Source organism: Pseudarthrobacter sp. J1763 (assembly GCF_050490295.1).
GTDB lineage: Bacteria > Actinomycetota > Actinomycetes > Actinomycetales > Micrococcaceae > JBNPEO01.
This window is the reverse complement of the sequence record NZ_JBNPEN010000003.1, coordinates 280,635-296,801: the sequence shown is the minus strand read 5'-3', so window position 1 is coordinate 296,801 and position 16,167 is coordinate 280,635. Positions and strand designations below refer to the sequence as shown.

At 58.0% G+C, this 16,167-nt stretch carries 15 protein-coding genes; 12 read left to right on the top strand and 3 right to left on the bottom strand.

The genetic code is table 11. The annotated features are described in order from the left end of the window. Positions 1-12: 12 nt before the first annotated feature. Entirely contained in the window at positions 13-1,314 is a 1,302-nt protein-coding gene (locus ACQQCD_RS04895) for an ISL3 family transposase (RefSeq protein ID WP_364275828.1), read from the bottom strand. Between the two features lie 305 nt (positions 1,315-1,619). On the opposite strand from ACQQCD_RS04895, the gene ACQQCD_RS04890 reads away from it, so the two are divergent. The 9 genes from ACQQCD_RS04890 (at position 1,620) to metE (ending at position 11,923) form a co-directional block, all read left to right on the top strand. Beyond that, positions 1,620-2,882: an ROK family transcriptional regulator gene (locus ACQQCD_RS04890; RefSeq protein WP_430267277.1), complete on the top strand. Its 1,263-nt coding sequence runs from the start codon at positions 1,620-1,622 to the stop codon at positions 2,880-2,882. Positions 2,883-3,013: 131 nt separating this feature from the next. Then, entirely contained in the window at positions 3,014-4,021 is a 1,008-nt protein-coding gene (locus tag ACQQCD_RS04885; RefSeq protein ID WP_430267276.1) for an AAA family ATPase, read from the top strand. An 8-nt stretch (positions 4,022-4,029) separates the two neighbouring features. Further along, positions 4,030-4,938 (top strand): DUF58 domain-containing protein, encoded by a 909-nt coding sequence (locus ACQQCD_RS04880; protein WP_430267275.1) that lies wholly within the window; start codon positions 4,030-4,032, stop codon positions 4,936-4,938. Then, complete coding sequence (locus ACQQCD_RS04875; protein WP_430267274.1) at positions 4,925-5,392, top strand: hypothetical protein; 468 nt, start codon at positions 4,925-4,927, stop codon at positions 5,390-5,392. Before ACQQCD_RS04880 ends, ACQQCD_RS04875 begins: the two co-directional genes overlap by 14 nt. After that, positions 5,383-6,363, top strand: coding sequence for a vWA domain-containing protein (locus tag ACQQCD_RS04870; protein WP_430267273.1), 981 nt, complete (start codon positions 5,383-5,385; stop codon positions 6,361-6,363). The genes ACQQCD_RS04875 and ACQQCD_RS04870 overlap by 10 nt, the downstream gene beginning before the upstream one ends. Then, entirely contained in the window at positions 6,360-7,409 is a 1,050-nt protein-coding gene (locus ACQQCD_RS04865) for a VWA domain-containing protein (protein WP_430267272.1), read from the top strand. The genes ACQQCD_RS04870 and ACQQCD_RS04865 overlap by 4 nt, the downstream gene beginning before the upstream one ends. Then, entirely contained in the window at positions 7,406-8,155 is a 750-nt protein-coding gene (locus tag ACQQCD_RS04860) for a hypothetical protein (RefSeq protein ID WP_430267271.1), read from the top strand. The genes ACQQCD_RS04865 and ACQQCD_RS04860 overlap by 4 nt, the downstream gene beginning before the upstream one ends. Before the next feature lie 400 nt (positions 8,156-8,555). After that, a complete protein-coding gene (locus tag ACQQCD_RS04855) occupies positions 8,556-9,509 on the top strand; it encodes a methylenetetrahydrofolate reductase (RefSeq protein ID WP_430267270.1) in 954 nt (317 codons plus the stop codon). Between the two features lie 86 nt (positions 9,510-9,595). Beyond that, complete coding sequence (metE, locus tag ACQQCD_RS04850; RefSeq protein ID WP_430267269.1) at positions 9,596-11,923, top strand: 5-methyltetrahydropteroyltriglutamate--homocysteine S-methyltransferase; 2,328 nt, start codon at positions 9,596-9,598, stop codon at positions 11,921-11,923. On the opposite strand, the gene ACQQCD_RS04845 is transcribed toward metE, so the two are convergent. Further along, on the bottom strand, positions 11,920-12,426 hold the full coding sequence (locus ACQQCD_RS04845; protein ID WP_430267268.1) for a DUF2004 domain-containing protein: 507 nt from the start codon (positions 12,424-12,426) through the stop codon (positions 11,920-11,922). The two genes, metE and ACQQCD_RS04845, sit on opposite strands and share 4 nt — an antisense overlap. Positions 12,427-12,520: 94 nt before the next feature. Between ACQQCD_RS04845 and ACQQCD_RS04840 the strand changes: the two genes are divergently transcribed. Then, complete coding sequence (locus ACQQCD_RS04840; RefSeq protein ID WP_430267267.1) at positions 12,521-13,924, top strand: aldehyde dehydrogenase family protein; 1,404 nt, start codon at positions 12,521-12,523, stop codon at positions 13,922-13,924. Here the strand turns inward: ACQQCD_RS04840 and ACQQCD_RS04835 are convergent. Next, positions 13,902-14,837: a LysR family transcriptional regulator gene (locus tag ACQQCD_RS04835; protein ID WP_430267266.1), complete on the bottom strand. Its 936-nt coding sequence runs from the start codon at positions 14,835-14,837 to the stop codon at positions 13,902-13,904. The genes ACQQCD_RS04840 and ACQQCD_RS04835 overlap by 23 nt on opposite strands. A 454-nt stretch (positions 14,838-15,291) precedes the next feature. Here ACQQCD_RS04835 and nrdH point away from each other — a divergent pair, with 454 nt between their 5' ends. Next, positions 15,292-15,537 (top strand): glutaredoxin-like protein NrdH, encoded by a 246-nt coding sequence (gene nrdH, locus ACQQCD_RS04830; protein ID WP_430267265.1) that lies wholly within the window; start codon positions 15,292-15,294, stop codon positions 15,535-15,537. Positions 15,538-15,602: 65 nt separating this feature from the next. Continuing rightward, complete coding sequence (nrdI, locus tag ACQQCD_RS04825) at positions 15,603-16,076, top strand: class Ib ribonucleoside-diphosphate reductase assembly flavoprotein NrdI (RefSeq protein WP_430267264.1); 474 nt, start codon at positions 15,603-15,605, stop codon at positions 16,074-16,076. The last annotated feature ends 91 nt before the right edge of the window (positions 16,077-16,167 follow it).

Below are 16,167 nucleotides of genomic sequence, written 5' to 3'. Positions count from 1 at the left end.
GGCTCTTCGGAATCAAGGGTGTAGCGAGGGTCTGAAACCTCCGGCCTCGAGCAGGCTCCTGGCTGTGTAGTTCGCGAGGTTGCGGAAGCCGAGCGCGGAGCCGCGGAGGTGCTCGAGTCGGCCGTTGATCGCCTCTGTCGGACCGTTGCTCGTGCCGGGCAGGTCGAAGAACGCGAGGACGTCCGCGGCGCGCTGCTTCAACGTCCGACCGAGCCGGCGAATCTCGGCCAGCATCGCGGGGACGCCGCTGCTGACGGAATCGATCACCGACCGCATCATCTCCTTCGCCTTCTTCTTGTCGGGTTCGCGGTAGGCGGCGACGATGCGCTGGTAGATGCCCCAGGTCGCTTCGACCTCGACGTGCTCCTCGACCGCGAACACCGCGTCCAGCCGTGCGGTCTGCTTCTCGGTGAGGAAGCTCACGCCGGTGTGGAGGGTGCGGCGGACCCCGTAGAGCGGGTCCCCGGCGTGACCGCGGTGCCCGAGAGTGTCCTGCTGAACCCTCTGCCGGGTCCGGTCCAGGGCGTCACCGGCGAGCCGGACGACATGGAACGGATCCATCACCGGGACCGCGTCGGGGAGTTCCTCGGACGCGGCGGTCTTGAACCCACTGAACCCATCCATCGCGACCACTTCGATCTGCTTCGACCACTCCTTGGGCCGGGCGGCGAGCCACTGCTTGAACACCGCCTTCGACCGACCCTCGACCATGTCCAGCAGCCGTGCGGGACCTGTCTTGTTGCGGGCGGGCGTGAGGTCGATGATCACGGTCACGTACTTGTCACCGAACCGGGTGTGACGCCAGACGTGCTCGTCGACGCCGATCGTGGTGACGCCGTCGAACCTGGCCGGATCGTCGATCAGCCGCCGCTTGCCCTCGGCGAGGATCGCGGTGTTCGCGGTGTGCCACGACACACCCAGGCCTGCCGCGGCGCGGGAGACGGTGAGGTGGTCGACCACGATCGCCTTCAGCGCCCACCCGACCCCGCCGCGGGAGATCTTCGCCCGCGGCGCCGCCGCGTTCGTCGTGTCCTGCCGCCAGGTGCGGCGGCAGTGGCCGCACCGGTAGCGGCGCACCCGCACCAGCAGCGTCGTGGGCCGGTGCCCGAACGGCTCGTGCGCGAGCGGACGCGTCACGGTGTCGCGCGGCACGCCCTCGGCGCCGCACTTCCGACACCACGGGTCATCGTCAACGACGCGGCACTCGAGTACCGCCCGGTCGGGCTCGATCAACTGGCCGATGGCTTCGAGGCCGAGCTCATCGAGACGGCAGAACGTGGTGAGGTCAGGGGTCGCGAACGTAGGGTGGTGCAAGTCGAGGTCTTCCGGCAGATGGGCAGTGTGAGAACTTCCATCCTGGAAGACCTCGACGTCTATCCACGAACCAGCCGCCGACCCTCGACTACACCCTCAACTGCGAAGAGCCTGTTAAGGAACTTGAGCGCAAAATAGGCGCCACACGAGTGGTTGGCCGGAACAACAAATTTACGGTTACGGTTTCTCGCCAACGTTCACATAAGGAGAACTGATGGCCATGTACCGGGTTTGGTCCACAAAGTTCAAATGCATAACGGTACTATTCAGTCACCAGCCAAAATCCAAGGATTCAAGGGGAAGCATTGTCTGAGCTCCGCCCGCCAGCACCACGACGCGGTACTAACCTGCCCAAGATGGGTGACTTCAACCTGACTGTCATTCTGGACGCCATCCGCCGTTCCACGAGTGGCCTTAGCCGAGTTGAACTCGCTCAGATCGTGGGGCTTTCGCCGCAAACCATCTCCAATATCTCGCGTCGTTTGCTGGATCAAGGCCTCATTGTGGAGGCTGGTAAGTACGGCAACGGGCCGGGTAAACCACGCACCATTCTGCGGCTGAACCCGGCGGGAATGTATGCAGTGGGCGTCCACCTGGATCCGGCCGTCACCACTTGCGTTTTGCTTGATTTGGTGGGGAACGTGGTTCAACAGGAGAGTTTCGGAACGCCCGACGCCGGTGGCCCGAGGGCCGTCGTCGACTCACTTGCCGCTGCAGTCACCAAACTTGTCAGCGACTCTGGGGTTAACGCGGAAAGCATCGCTGGCTTGGGCGTCTCCGCACCCGGACCGATTGATCGTGATCAGGGAACGGTAGTGGACCCGCCGCTTCTTGACGGCTGGAACCGGGTAGCTCTGCGTGATGCCGTGGCCAAGGCCACCGGTATGGAAACCATCTTGGACAAGGACGTCACTGGCGCTGCCGTGGCCGAAACCTGGGCTGGTGGCGATACCGGCACCGGAAGCTTTGTTTTCTTTTACATCGGAACCGGCATTGGCTGCTCGATAGTTCTCGAAGATGAAGTGGTGCGTGGCATTTCAGGCAACGCCGGCGAAATGGGCCACATTATGGTGGACCCGGAAGGCGCCGAATGTGATTGTGGGCTACGAGGTTGCGTCAAAGTTGCCTGCATTCCCCCGGTTATGGTGGCTGCTGCAGTTGCCGCCGGCCTAGTTCCGGACGCACGTCAGGATGAGAGCATTGGCAGTGGGACCTGCTTGCAAGAGCGTTTCGCTGCCCTCCTAGACTTGGCCGATGAAGGTAACGATGAGGCGCTAGCCATCATTGATAGGTCTGCCGTGTTGATTTCCCGGGCGGTCTCGGCAATCACCAATGTTTTAGACGTAGAACGGGCCGTTTTTGGCGGCCCCTTCTGGTCACGCTTGGCACCGTACTACCTTGACCGGTTGCCGGAGTTGGTTAACACCTCCAGCTCTACCCGCGACATTCACGAGATTGAGATCGCCAGCTCCGGTGTGGGCGAAGACGTTGGTGCCGTAGGCGCAGCCTGCCTAGTGTTGGAACACGTTTTGGCTCCCAAAGCTCAGCGCTTGTTGCTCCAAAACTAGGTGCGGACACCCGGCCGTTTCGCCCGGGTTTTCCACATGGGTAGCTGTGCCCATTGCGGCGGGTTGCTGCGTTAGCTTGGATAGGATGGCGAACCTACGCAATTCACTGAAGCCTACCGAGGGAATATCGAGTGCTGCAGAATCCGGCCATCAACACCATTGACGCGAGCGAACTTGCCCGGGGACAGCAAGTGGTGCAAAGCATCTCTCGCAGCTTCGAGGCCAAAGTGGTGGGGCAGAATCGGCTCCGCGAAACCTTGCTGGTGGGTTTGCTGACCGGTGGGCACATTCTTTTGGAGAGTGTTCCCGGCTTGGCGAAAACCACTGCCGCCCAAACGGTAGCCGAGGCGGTCAGCGCAGAGTTCCGCAGGATTCAATGCACTCCAGACTTGTTGCCAAGCGACATTGTTGGTACCCAAATCTACGATGCGGCCAAGGGCATTTTTGTCACCCAGCTAGGCCCGGTTCACGCCAATATTGTGCTCCTTGACGAAATCAACCGGTCCAGCGCGAAAACCCAAAGCGCCATGCTTGAAGCCATGCAAGAGCGTCAAACTTCCATCGGCGGTGAAATCTACCCCTTGCCTTCACCGTTCTTGGTGCTGGCCACGCAGAATCCCATTGAGCAAGAAGGCACCTACCTGCTGCCGGAAGCACAGATGGACAGGTTTATGCTCAAAGATGTCTTGGATTACCCCACACCTGCCGAAGAAGCGGAAGTGATCCGGCGTATTGATACAGGTGTGTTCACGGCAGAGCAGAAACCAGCTGCAGCAGCATCTTTGGACGCCATCAAAGAAGTCCAAGATATTGTGCGGCGGATCTACATTGACCCAGCGATTATTCGCTACATTGTGGGAATTGTTTACGTCACCCGCCATGCTGAGCAATACATTGATCCCAAACTGGCTGGCTACATTGAATTCGGCGCCAGCCCACGCGCCAGCATCGCCTTTAGCCAGGCAGCACGGGCCTTGGCGTTGCTTCATGGCCGCGACCACGTGATCCCTGAAGACATCAAGTCCTTGGCCCACCGAGTGCTACGCCACCGAATCATCTTGGGCTTCGAGGCGGTTGCTGAACAAGTCCCAGTGGAGACGGTGATCGACGCTATTTTGGCCTCCGTCCAGATTCCTTAACCCCTGTTATGGAGAGCCTGCTGCAAAAGGTTAAGTCGAAGATGTTTATCTTCGCGCACCGCAGGGCCAAGGGATTACTGGACGGCGAGTACGGTTCGGTCTTTAAAGGCCGGAGCCTAGACTTTGACGATCTGCGAGCCTATATTGCCGGCGACGAAGTCCGGGACATCGATTGGAAAGCCACGGCACGCCACGGTTCGCCACTGATCAAACGCTACGTTGCAGTCCGGAAACAAAACGTCCTGTTGGTAACTGACACTGGAACCAACATGGCTGCGCTGTCTCGCGGCGGGGAACTCAAGCGAGACGTGGCCGTGATGGCGCTGGGCGTGGTGGGTTACCTGGCGGTGCGCCACTCGGACACCGTGGCGTTAGTGTGCGGTGATTCAGTCCAGACCCGAGCCGTGCCTGCGAGGGGGAGTGAGGGGCACCTCGAACTCCTTTTACGTACAGTGCACCGGCACACTAGCGCAGACTCCGCCCCCAGCAACATCGAAGACCAGCTGCGTTACATTGCGCGCAGCTTCCGTCAGCGGCACTTGATTTTTGTGGTGGCTGACGAACTTGAAGCAACGCCGGGGTTGGAGCAAGTGTTGCGCCGCCTAGCGGCACAACACGAGATCTTGTGGCTCACGCTTGAAGACGCCGAGCTTATCGATAGCGCTTCAACCACCGGAGCCGCCCGTGCAACCAGTGGTGACGTGCACGACGTCGGACAGGGGCGGCCGCTTTTGACTCGCCTCAGCAGGCGGGAGACTATCGCTGCCCAGTACCGCGAGCACGTGGCGGTCCGTGATGCTGAGCGAAAAGCTCTTCTACGCCGTGTTGGCGTTGTTGAGGGCAGGGTTGGTGGCAGTGGCGACGTTATGCGCGCCATTTTTGATCTTTTGGAAAGGCACCGGCGTGCAAAACAATAGTGGCGATTTCTACCCGCCACAGCTGTACGCGCAATGGTGGACGCTTCTGGGCCTTTGCGCGCTTGGTGTGGTGATTCTTTGGATCTTGTGGGTGTTTTGGTTGACGCGCAAAAAGTCTGGCCGGGCGACTGTGCCAGCGATTCCACCGGCACCGGTATCCGTGCAGAACGCCTATCTGCAAAAAATTGATGAGGTTGAGGCGTTGGCCCGCGGTGGCAAGATATCCGAGCGTGAAGCGCACCAACGGCTAAGTTTGTTGTTGCGTTCCTTTGTCCACGAAGTTACCGGCGTGGATGCGCCCCGCATGACTTTGCAGGAATTGCGTTCAGCAGTCCCCGCGGCGGTGGCCGATGCTGTCGCATTGGTGTACCCGGCCGAGTTTGGTGTGCACGGGCGCGGAGAAGTTGAAAGCTCCGCACAGGCTTTTAGGCAGGTGATTTGGGGATGGAACTGACCTATTGGTGGATCCCCGTTTTAGGACTGCTCGGCCTGATTGCCGTTGTGGTGGTGGCCGGTGCACGGAAGGGACAAAGCTCTCCCACCCTAGTAGCCCATGGCGACAGGCTCAGCCGGCTACCGGCGTACCAAGCAGCACTGAGGGCTCAACGAACATGGTTCATCGTGGCGATAGTTGGTGCCTTGCTGATGCTTGGTGGCACTGTATTTGCTGCAGCCCGACCTGCAGAGAAAAGCACAACCCGCCCAGAGCAAAACAACCGCGATGTGATGCTGTGCCTAGATTCTTCGGGCTCCATGAGCCGGGCAGATGCCACGATCGTCTCCGTTTTCCAAGACTTGTCCCGCAAATTTGATGGCGAGCGCATTGGCTTGGTCATTTTTGATAGTTCCTCGGTGCAAGTGTTCCCCTTGACCGATGACTACGACTTCATCGAAGAGCAACTGGGTGAAGCTCAAGACGCATTCAACGGCAAAAAGGGTACCTTTAACTTTTTTGACGGGACGTGGGAGGGCGAGGGTTCGTCTTTGATCGGGGACGGTTTGGCTTCATGTGTGCAGAGCTTCCCCAAACTGGACGAAGAAAAACGCTCCCGCTCCATCATCTTGGCCACGGACAATCTCCTCTCCGGGCAACCACTGGTTTCCTTACAGGAAGCCGGAGACTTGGCCCGGCAAAAAGGCATCCGTGTGTACGGGCTAAATCCAGCAGACATTACAGTGTCAGCACGCCGGGAGAGCGCAGCTGCCGAATTGAAACGAATCTCTGAACTCACGGGAGGCGGATACTTCCCGCTGGAGCGCGCCAGCGCCGTCAACGGCATTGTGACAGGCATCCAAGCTACGGAAAAAACAAAGATTCAAGGCTCCCCGCAGGTCATCACCACCGATCACCCTCAGTGGCCATTGGGCATTGCATTCCTGGGTCTTAGTCTGTTGCTGGTGGCGCAGTGGAGGTTACGACGATGACGTTTATCCCACTGGTTCCTGGGTGGCTGCTCACCGCTGGCACACTTGTTTTGCTGTGCTTGGCAGTTTTGGCAGGACTTGGCGGCTGGAAACGTTCGGCTACGGATCACGGCGAGCGCAGAAGTCAGCTGCTCCATGTTGGTTCAGGAGTCCTCACCGTCCTGTTGCTAGCCCTAGCTGCCGCCCGGCCAGGGCTTCCAGGCGCCGGTCAGCAAGCACAGACAAATGATCTCAACGTGTTTTTTGTGGTTGATACCACCAGCAGTGTTGCCGCTGAAGATTACGACGGCGCCAAGCCTCGCCTTGAGGGGATTCAGAAGGACATCCTGGGCATTGCCGAGCAACTATCTGGTGCCCGGTACTCCATGATTACCTTTGATTCGAGGGCGCGGCTCAAACTGCCGCTGACCGTTGACGGTGCAGCCTTGGAAACGAGCGTTGAACTTCTTTCCCCGCAGGACTCTTTGTTCGCGAAGGGAACTTCCGTGACGGTGGCCAGCGAGCTGCTTTCTGAGCGGCTCAAGAAAGCTCATGAACAACACCCGGAACGCGCCAACGTGGTCTTTTATTTGGGCGACGGTGAGCAGACTAGCACCGGCAAGGCTGGCCCTATGAAGGTAGATCAGGCGCTGGTCCAAGGTGGGGCAGTGCTGGGTTATGGCACGGAGCAGGGAGGGCGGATGAAACAGTATCTCTCCTACGATTCCTCGCCCCCTCAGCGTTACATCAAAGATCTCAGCGGAGACACTCCCGGGGACGCAGTCTCCAAAATAGATCCTGCCAAGCTCAAGTCCATTGCAAGCGACTTGGGTGTTCCTTATGTTCACCGTTCAGCAGGGGACCCAGTGAGTCAGGCGCTAGCTGGCACACACGCTACGGGTGACTCGGGTAGCAGCGATTCCGGGCTCCGGGGGCGTGCGGAGCTCTACTGGATCCCGGCAGGCCTTGCCGCACTTTTGGGCTTGGCCTACGTATGGTCCTTGACCCGGTCTGGGCAGCGGTTGCGCAAGGCCTTGGGTAGCGCACCTGAGAGGAAAACCCTATGAGCCTAAAATCGGTGCCTTCGCGTTCTACTGCGGGTCTACGTAGTCGACTTCTGCTCTGGTCTGCGCCAATTGTTTTGCTGCTCCTCTTAGTGGGCGTGAAATTTCTGAGCGTCGGGTTCCTTGCCCAAGACGCAAAAAGTGCCTACGCGGTCGGCAACGCGGAACAAGTAGAACGTGATGGGCAAAAGATGGGCATTGTGAACGTCATTGAACCGTTCCGGGCTCCGTTCACCATGGGTACGGCCAAGGTGGTCCGCAAAGACTTCACGGCGGCCCGCGCGTACTTTGAAGAGTCGTTGCGGCAAGCCCCAGAATCAGAGAAATGTATGGTCAGCGTCAACCTAGTGCTGAGCATTGAACAGCTCGCAGATCAAAGAGTTGCTGCCAAAGACGTGCCCGCTTCCAAAACGCTTTATGACCAGGCGCTCGCAGTGATCAAAGCAGCCCCGGCGCAATGTTTCCAGGCCAAGTCTGAGGGTAACCAGAACGGTGAAGGGGACAAATTGCAGGAGGGGAAGAAGCGCATCGAGCAGAAGGAAAAGGATGGCGAGGCAGGATCCTCAAGGGATGCGCCCGGCTCTCCACCGGCTGAGGGGAGCGCCCCGCCGCAAACGCCGCAGGAAAAGAAGCTTGATCAGCTTAAGCAACAAAACGAGGACTCAATGCGTCAGCGTTCCAACGGACAGCAAGATGATGAGTACTTCCAACAATCGCCGTCCGTGCCGTATACGGACAAGCCCTGGTAAGCATCCCCTGCATCAAAATGGCATAAAGCCGGAATGACTCGAAGAAAATTTGTCTAGCATCGGCGGATGTCGTGTAAAAAGGCGTCTTAATTCGGTCACCGTGTTGCGCGGACCGTCTCTTGGCACCTAGAGTCGTAAACAAGTTACCGCGGTAACGTGTCAGCGATCCTCTGAGAGAGGGTGTGGGTGCCCCCATGTGGGCCTGACATTTGCACACGGAACACCTTTAGTACCAGCGTATGGAAGCTTCTGCGCTGGGTTGGGCTTGTTCACGTGTTTCCTCATAATCGTTTTCAGCGCAGTCGTCAGCTTGAGTGATTTGTTTTGTGGCCAGCCGGGTCACAAAGAACAAACCCCATAGCTCAAGCGGCCAGCTGATAAGCAACAGCCAAGGACGCAAATGTCTCCACCAAGTGTGATTGAACAACATCCATCTCTGACCCCTACAACGCCCGTAGCACTTTCTTACGAGCTTTTTCCGCCGCGCACTCCGCGGGCTGCCGAATCTTTGTGGACCACCATCAAAGAACTAGAGACCACGTCCCCGGACTATGTTTCAGTAACCTATGGTGCTAGCGGTTCCAATAAGGGCACGGCGATTGAACTGATTAGCCGTTTGCAAAGCGAAACAACGCTGCGCCCTTTGGCTCATCTGACCTGTGTGGGCAATACACCTCATGAGTTGGCGCTGGTGATCGGCGAACTCCTAGACATCGGTGTGCGTGGGATTTTGGCCCTGCGCGGCGACAAACCAAAGGACGCCCAACCGTCCCCTGCCGGGGCTTTGCGGTACGCCCAGGATCTGATTGATCTGATTCGCCGAGTAGAACAGCGCCGCTCAGCTCTACTGTGCGCCGGCAAAGTGGCGGTTGGGGTGGCCGCATACCCCACACGTCACCCTGAATCACCCAGTGAAGAACACGACATTGAAGTGCTCTTGGCAAAGCAACGCTCGGGTGCTGACTTTGCTATCACTCAAGTGTTCTTCCATGCCGATCAATATGCTGGGTTGCTCCACCGTGCCCGCCGGGCAGGGGTGACCATCCCGATCATTCCGGGCGTTATGCCCATGACGAGTGTTCGCCGGCTCAACCGGCTCGGCGAACTGAGCGGAGTTGCGCCTTCGGCGCACTTAATGGACCAATTGGCGTCCGCCAGCGGCGAGGCTGAACAAGTACGGATTGGCATTCAAGCCACCGTCGACTTGGCCAATGCTGCCTTGGATGCAGGAGCCCCTGGCATCCACCTTTACACCTTCAATGAGCATCGGCACGCCCTGGACGTCCTGGATCGTCTTGATCTCCCACGCCCCAACCGTGCCGCAGTCCGGCCTGCTCCGGAGCTCGTTTCCTAACTGGCTTTTTGCCCCGTTAGTTCTCTTTTCACTTTTCTTGCTCTGCACCTTTGTTGTGCACTTTTTAGACCACGTCAGGACACATCATGACTTTCACAGCTTTCCCTTCCGCTTCTCTTTTGGGCTACCCCCGTATTGGCCGCCGCCGCGAACTCAAAAAGGCCATCGAGTCTTATTGGGCTGGCCGCATCGATGCCAGCGCACTCGATGCGGTGTCCAAGGACATCCAGCTCGGTTCAGCCCGCCGGCTGCAAGAGCTGGGTTTGGTGGAACCGGCCGCAGTTCCGGGCACCTTCTCCTTCTACGACCAAGTGCTCGACGCCGCCACTCACCTGGGCGCCATCCCGGCCCGTTTTGGTGAACTTCTCGACGCCGATGGTCAGCTGGACATTAACGGTTACTTCACGCTGGCCCGGGGCACGGAAGAGCAGCAGCCGCTTGAAATGACTAAGTGGTTCGACACTAACTACCACTACTTGGTTCCGGAGATTGGGCCAGAGACCAACTTTTCCCTGACTTCGACGCGCCTTGTGGAACAGTTCGCTCACCTTTTGGGCGAGGGAATTGAAACCCGGCCGTACTTGGTAGGACCGGTAACGTTTTTGCTGCTCAGCAAGGCCAGCGATGACGCACCGGCCGGTTTTAACCCCTTGTCCCGGCTCGAGGATGTTCTTCCGGTCTACGCACAGCTTTTGGCCAAATTGGCTGAAGCTGGCGCCAGCTGGGTGCAGCTGGATGAACCTGCACTGGTTGCTGATCAGGACGTGAGCGAAGCGGAAATTCAGGCAGCAGTGGCCCGCGCCTACGAAGTTCTGGCCAACACAGCCCAGCGCCCTCAACTGTTGGTCTCCAGCCCCTACGGATCACTGGATACGTACTTGGGAACGCTGGCAGCTACAAACATTGACGCGCTTCACGTGGATGTATTCAAGGGAGCTGTTCCTTCAGAGGCGGCACTTGCGGCCCTAGGGGAGAAAACCCTTGTTGCCGGCGTGGTGGACGGTCACAACATCTGGATCAATGATCTGCGGGCTTCTGCTGACAAGATCACAGCGCTTAAGTCGGCAGTCAAGAACCTCGCCGTGAGCACCTCGACCTCAACTCAACACGTCCCACACGATGTTGAAGAAGAGCAACAGCTCTCCGCCGAACTACGCAGCTGGTTGGCATTCGCGGATCAGAAAGCCACTGAAGTCCTCACCCTTGCGGGGCTACTGGGACAAAACCCAGAAAGCGTTCAGCCAGCCATTGACGCAGCTACCGCCACCATCGCGGCCCGCGCCCAAGCTACCGGTGTCCGCCGCGCCGAGGTGCGGGACCGTATTGGACAGTTGAGCGCAAAGGACTTCAACCGCTCCGCTTATGCGCAACGGGAAAGCGCTCAGGCCGAGGCGCTCAATTTGCCGGCACTGCCCACCACCACCATTGGATCTTTCCCGCAGACTAGTGAGATCCGCTCCGCCCGGGCCCGGAACAACAAGGGTGAGTTGAACAATGAGCAGTACACGCAGCTGATGAAGCAAGAGATCAAACGCGTCATCGACCTGCAGGAAGAGCTTGATTTTGACGTTTTGGTCCATGGCGAACCCGAGCGCAATGACATGGTCCAGTACTTCGCCGAGAACCTTGAAGGCTTTGACGTCACAGTCCACGGCTGGGTGCAGTCCTACGGTTCACGGTGCACACGTCCCTCCATCTTGTGGGGTGATGTTACCCGTTCGGCACCGATCACCGTTGAATGGGCCAGCTACGCACAGTCATTGACCAATAAGCCCGTCAAGGGAATGCTCACCGGACCGGTGACCATCCTCGCGTGGTCCTTCGTCCGTGACGATCAGCCGCTAGGGGAGACCGCCAACCAAGTTGCTTTGGCACTGCGGGATGAGATCACGGACCTGGAAGCTGCAGGCATCAAGGTCATCCAAGTTGACGAGCCAGCCCTGCGCGAACTCCTGCCGTTGCGCCGTGCAGATCAGGCCGCCTACCTTGACTGGTCAGTGAATTCTTTCCGCCTGTCCACTGCAGGTGCACAAGATGCCACATCGATCCACACGCACCTGTGCTACTCAGAATTTGGTGCCATCATTGACGCCATCGACGGGCTCGACGCCGACGTAACCTCCATTGAAGCTGCGCGCTCGCGGATGGAAGTTGTGCATGACCTAGAAGATCACGGCTTTGGTCGTGGTGTGGGCCCGGGTGTGTACGACATTCACTCACCGCGTGTTCCCAGCGAAGCGGAAGTAACCGAGCTGCTGGAAACAGCAGTCAAACATGTTCCTTCACGCCAACTGTGGGTCAACCCTGACTGTGGACTGAAAACCCGCGGCTACGCCGAGACAGAGGACTCCTTGCGGAACTTGGTCAAGGCAGCTCAGCAGGTTCGTGCTTCATTGCTGGATCCAGCAGTCTAGGACGTCCACTCAATCTCGTCGTCAACCACGCCGTCCTGATCGGCGGAGGCCACAAGGACCTCATCAGTAAAGTGACTCCCCAGCGTAAAGTCCAGAACAAAGTACCGTTCAGGATCGCCTGGGAAAATCCCCACATGCCCCAGCTTGAGGGCATTGAGGAAAACTTTATTGGTGAGGTCTTTGGTGTCTTCAACCCCAAAAATCTCTTGAAGTTTCGCTGGCGCCAGTTCACAACAGTGAAAGTCCCGGTACTGGCGGGGCGCTGTGCCTTCTTCTTCAAGCTCGGTAGCGATCATTTCGCGCACCTCGTCAACGAGCTCGGGCAGGAAGCGTAAGCGGTAATCCACTTTGTGCATACCTGCTTCGTCAAAGTGGTCGTGCGCCTTGATGCTCAGATCAAGTTCCACCGGCTTCCCGGACAGCTGATGAACCGTGGCGAGATTGTGGTCCCGGCCGTGGTTGAGCTCGACTTCTCCAAAATGGGTGCTCGCTACCTTGCTCATGTCTTCAACATAGACCTAGCAGCGCAGCCATTCCAGCATCCAGAGCATTTTCTCTCTGATGTGATTGCCAGATCAGGAATGTAGATTTAGAGACATGACTGCGAACAGTGTTGTAAGCCAAGCCCGGACCATCTTCAACTCGGGAGTGAGCAGAGCGCTGCCGTGGAGGCTTGAAAAGCTTGAAGCCATGCGCAAAATGTTGGTGGAGCACAGCGATGACTTCGCAACTGCACTTCACGAGGATCTGCACAAGGAAGCCACCGAAGCGTGGTTGACTGAAACCGGCTTTGTCACCTCGGAAATCACCCACCTCGCAGACCACCTTGAGGATTGGCTCAAACCGGAAAAAGTGTCGGTCCCTTTGGCACTTCAGCCGGCCACTGCCCGAATCGAACGCGAGCCCCTCGGCGTCGTACTGGTTATTTCGCCATGGAACTACCCACTGCAGCTGGCGCTGGCTCCGGCTGCCGGTGCGCTCGCAGCGGGAAACACGGTGGTGATTAAGCCCAGCGAACACGCACCGGCCACGGCCGCAGCTCTCTCGCGTTGGGTGCCGGAGTATTTAGGTGATGCGGTTCAGGTGGTGGAGGGCGCTGTAGAAACTACGACGGCGTTACTGAAGGAACGTTTTGACCACATCTTTTACACCGGCGGACCGGCCGTGGCCAAGATTGTGATGCGTGCTGCGGCAGAGCATTTGACTCCAGTCACGCTTGAACTGGGCGGAAAGTCGCCCGTGTACGTGGACGAATCCGCAGACTTGGCCATTGCGGCACGTCGAATCGCGTGGGCTAAGTACTTGAATGCGGGCCAGACGTGTGTTGCCCCGGATTATGTGTTGGGCACGGCCACCGTATTGCGCCGTTTGGAACCGTTGTTAGTGGATGCGATAGCACGTCAGTTGGGCCAAGATCCGGCGGCGGCAGATGCTTATGGTCGGATTATTAATGCGCAGCATTTTGAGCGTTTGTCTGCGCTGATCGCGGGCAGCGAGGTGGTGCACGGTGGCACAAAGAATGCGCAGAGTAAGTACATTGAACCCACCGTGGTGCGCGCCTCAGGGGATGCTGAAGTGATGCAGGAAGAGATTTTTGGCCCGGTGTTGCCGCTGGTTGAAGTTGCCAGTGAGGATGCGGCAATTGAGTTCATCAACCAGCGCGAAAAACCGTTGGCCTTGTATGTCTTTAGCGGACAGGACTCAACGCGGAAGTCGTTTACGCAGCGAACGTCCTCCGGCGCTTTGGTGTTTGGTATCCCGGCGGCACATCTTTTGGTTCCGGGGCTTCCCTTTGGGGGAGTGGGCAATAGCGGAATGGGCGGTTATCACGGGGAGCATTCCATCCGGACGTTCTCACACCACAAGTCAGTTCTGGACAAGCCGTTGTTCCCAGATACGCTCGAGTTGATTTACCCGCCGTACAACAAGGTCCGCAAGGCGGCCATTAAGGCTGTTGTTGCACCGGCGGGCAAATTATTTAGGCGCCGGACTTCTGTGTAGTTGTCGCAGCTGGCTCAAGCTGCATTGTTTGAGCCAGTAGGTCCATAAACAGCCGGACTCGCGCTGTTTGTTTGTCATTGATCAGGAGCGCAAAAATGTTCCTTGCCAGGCGGATTTCCGGAACGTCCAGAACCACTAAACCCTCTGGGCGTTTGCGCAGCGCTAGATCTGGGACCAGTGCTGCGCCTAGGCCTGCCGCAGCGAGTTCTAGGCTTGCTTGGAAGTCATCGCTGTAGGCCACTACACGCGGATGCAGATTGCAGCTGGCAAAAAGCCGTTCGATCACTGTGGCGTCAGAGGTACCGGGGTGGTGCATAATCCATGGAGTGTCAGAGAGATGGTGCGCCGCCACGGGAGCGCCTTCGGTAAATCCCCATGAGGCAGGCAGGACTACTCGGAACTGATCGTCGCCAATCCATTGCCGGTCCACACGGTGCGGCCAGGCAAGCCCTGATTGGCCTACCTGGTACACCAGTGCAACGTCGAGTTCTCCACCTTCGCGTAGGCCTTGGATGGTTTGGGCTGGCTCAGCTACGGAGACTTTGAGGCTAAGCCCCAGATCCCGCCACGGCTGGCCCTGCATCAGCGTGGGGAGGATATGGGTGGCAAGTGAGGGAAACAGGCCGAGGCGAAGTTCTTGATTACTTGCGGCTTGGGTTCTGGCTGCTGCGGCCAGTAAGGCGTCTAGGTCTGTTAGTACTTTGACGGCGTGGCGGGTCATCACCAGGGCAGCGTCAGTGGCTTGAATGCTGCGGGCGGAGCGGTCAAAGAGCACCACGCCAGAGTCACGTTCTAGTGCTGACATTTGCTGCGAGACGGCGGAGGCTGTGTAGCCGAGCCGGTTTGCTGCTGCCGCAAACGAGCCCAATCGCGTCACTTCGAGCAAGGTGCGCAGATGAAGCGGGTTGACCATAAGTATTCCTTTGCCTCTCGGATGGGGCTGGTGACCACCTTACTGCCCACCACTACATGTAGTGGTCACCACCCGGCGTCGTAGTTTCCACAGCTGTGGGCGACACGCCGCGCGGCCGGCGACACGCAGAGTTTTAAATGTGTCTAACTACTCCACAGGGTGTGGATGACGAGGGTAAAAACTGCAGAAATCCGGACAATTTACCCCTCGCTGCCTGTGGACTACCGGTGCATTAAATGACATACTTGTAATACATCATCTAGGGGTCCGCTCGGGGCCCTTGCACTACATGTAGTATCTAAATACAGATTGAGTGGGAGTCCTCACCGGGGGTGCCGCAGCTAGTACAGCAACTAGTTTGGGCGGATTCGGGTAGGAAGCGGCCAGCCTGAGGGCCAACCGTTCTCACCCGGGTCAAACAGTACAAAAGACGTCAACAAAGGGGACATCGATCATGACCGTCACGGTTTACACGAAGCCGGCTTGTGTTCAGTGCAACGCAACATACCGAGCTTTGGACAAAAAGGGCATCGTCTACCAGAGCGTGGATATCTCTCAGGATGCCGAGGCTTTGGAGCGTTTGAAGGCCTTGGGCTACATGCAGGCTCCCGTGGTTGTCACCGATCAGGACCACTGGTCAGGTTTCCGTCCGGACAAGATCGCCGAGCTGGCTGGCCAGGCCGCTAGCTCCGTAGCGTAATCGCTAGCTCTGTAGCTTAATTTCAGTTTCAGTATTTTCAGTATTAAGTATGTGAGGTGGCTCCGATGGCATCGCTGACGCTAGACGGTGCTAGTGCTCAGGCCCAGAGTCTGAACACCACCGGGAGTCACCTCATTTACTTTTCATCCAGCTCTGGCAACACTGCTCGTTTTGTGGCCAAGCTGGGCCGGGATGCTGCTCGCATCCCTTTATATACAAGGGAAGATGCGCTGCTAGCGCAAGAGCCGTTTGTTCTGGTGTTGCCCACGTATGGGGGCACTGGAGGCGAAGGTTCGGTTCCTAAGCAGGTGATTCGGTTCCTCAATAACCAGCAGAACCGTTCACTGATTCGTGGAGTGATTAGTGCCGGCAACACTAATTTTGGTGATAACTACTGCATGGCTGGGCGAATCATTTCCCAGAAGTGCCAAGTGCCGCACCTCTACAAATTTGAACTTATGGGGACTCCGGAAGACATCGACCGGGTCAATCAAGGATTGGACATGTTTTGGACACGACTGTCGCAGACACCGAAGTAAGAGAATCCGGCGTGCAAACCACTGCACCGGGCATGGAGGTCTCAGCTGCGGCGTCTCCTTCACAGGTCAAGGGTGGCAAGTCAATTGCTGC

Coding starts and splice junctions, on each gene's coding strand:
- ACQQCD_RS04865 (WP_430267272.1), top strand. CDS start 6,360: ATGACGTTTATCCCACTGGTTCCTGGGTGGCTGCTCACCGCTGGCACA.
- ACQQCD_RS04870 (WP_430267273.1), top strand. CDS start 5,383: ATGGAACTGACCTATTGGTGGATCCCCGTTTTAGGACTGCTCGGCCTG.
- metE (WP_430267269.1), top strand. CDS start 9,596: ATGACTTTCACAGCTTTCCCTTCCGCTTCTCTTTTGGGCTACCCCCGT.
- ACQQCD_RS04855 (WP_430267270.1), top strand. CDS start 8,556: ATGTCTCCACCAAGTGTGATTGAACAACATCCATCTCTGACCCCTACA.
- ACQQCD_RS04860 (WP_430267271.1), top strand. CDS start 7,406: ATGAGCCTAAAATCGGTGCCTTCGCGTTCTACTGCGGGTCTACGTAGT.
- ACQQCD_RS04880 (WP_430267275.1), top strand. CDS start 4,030: ATGGAGAGCCTGCTGCAAAAGGTTAAGTCGAAGATGTTTATCTTCGCG.
- nrdI (WP_430267264.1), top strand. CDS start 15,603: ATGGCATCGCTGACGCTAGACGGTGCTAGTGCTCAGGCCCAGAGTCTG.
- ACQQCD_RS04835 (WP_430267266.1), bottom strand. CDS start 14,837: ATGGTCAACCCGCTTCATCTGCGCACCTTGCTCGAAGTGACGCGATTG.
- ACQQCD_RS04840 (WP_430267267.1), top strand. CDS start 12,521: ATGACTGCGAACAGTGTTGTAAGCCAAGCCCGGACCATCTTCAACTCG.
- ACQQCD_RS04845 (WP_430267268.1), bottom strand. CDS start 12,426: ATGAGCAAGGTAGCGAGCACCCATTTTGGAGAAGTCGAGCTCAACCAC.
- nrdH (WP_430267265.1), top strand. CDS start 15,292: ATGACCGTCACGGTTTACACGAAGCCGGCTTGTGTTCAGTGCAACGCA.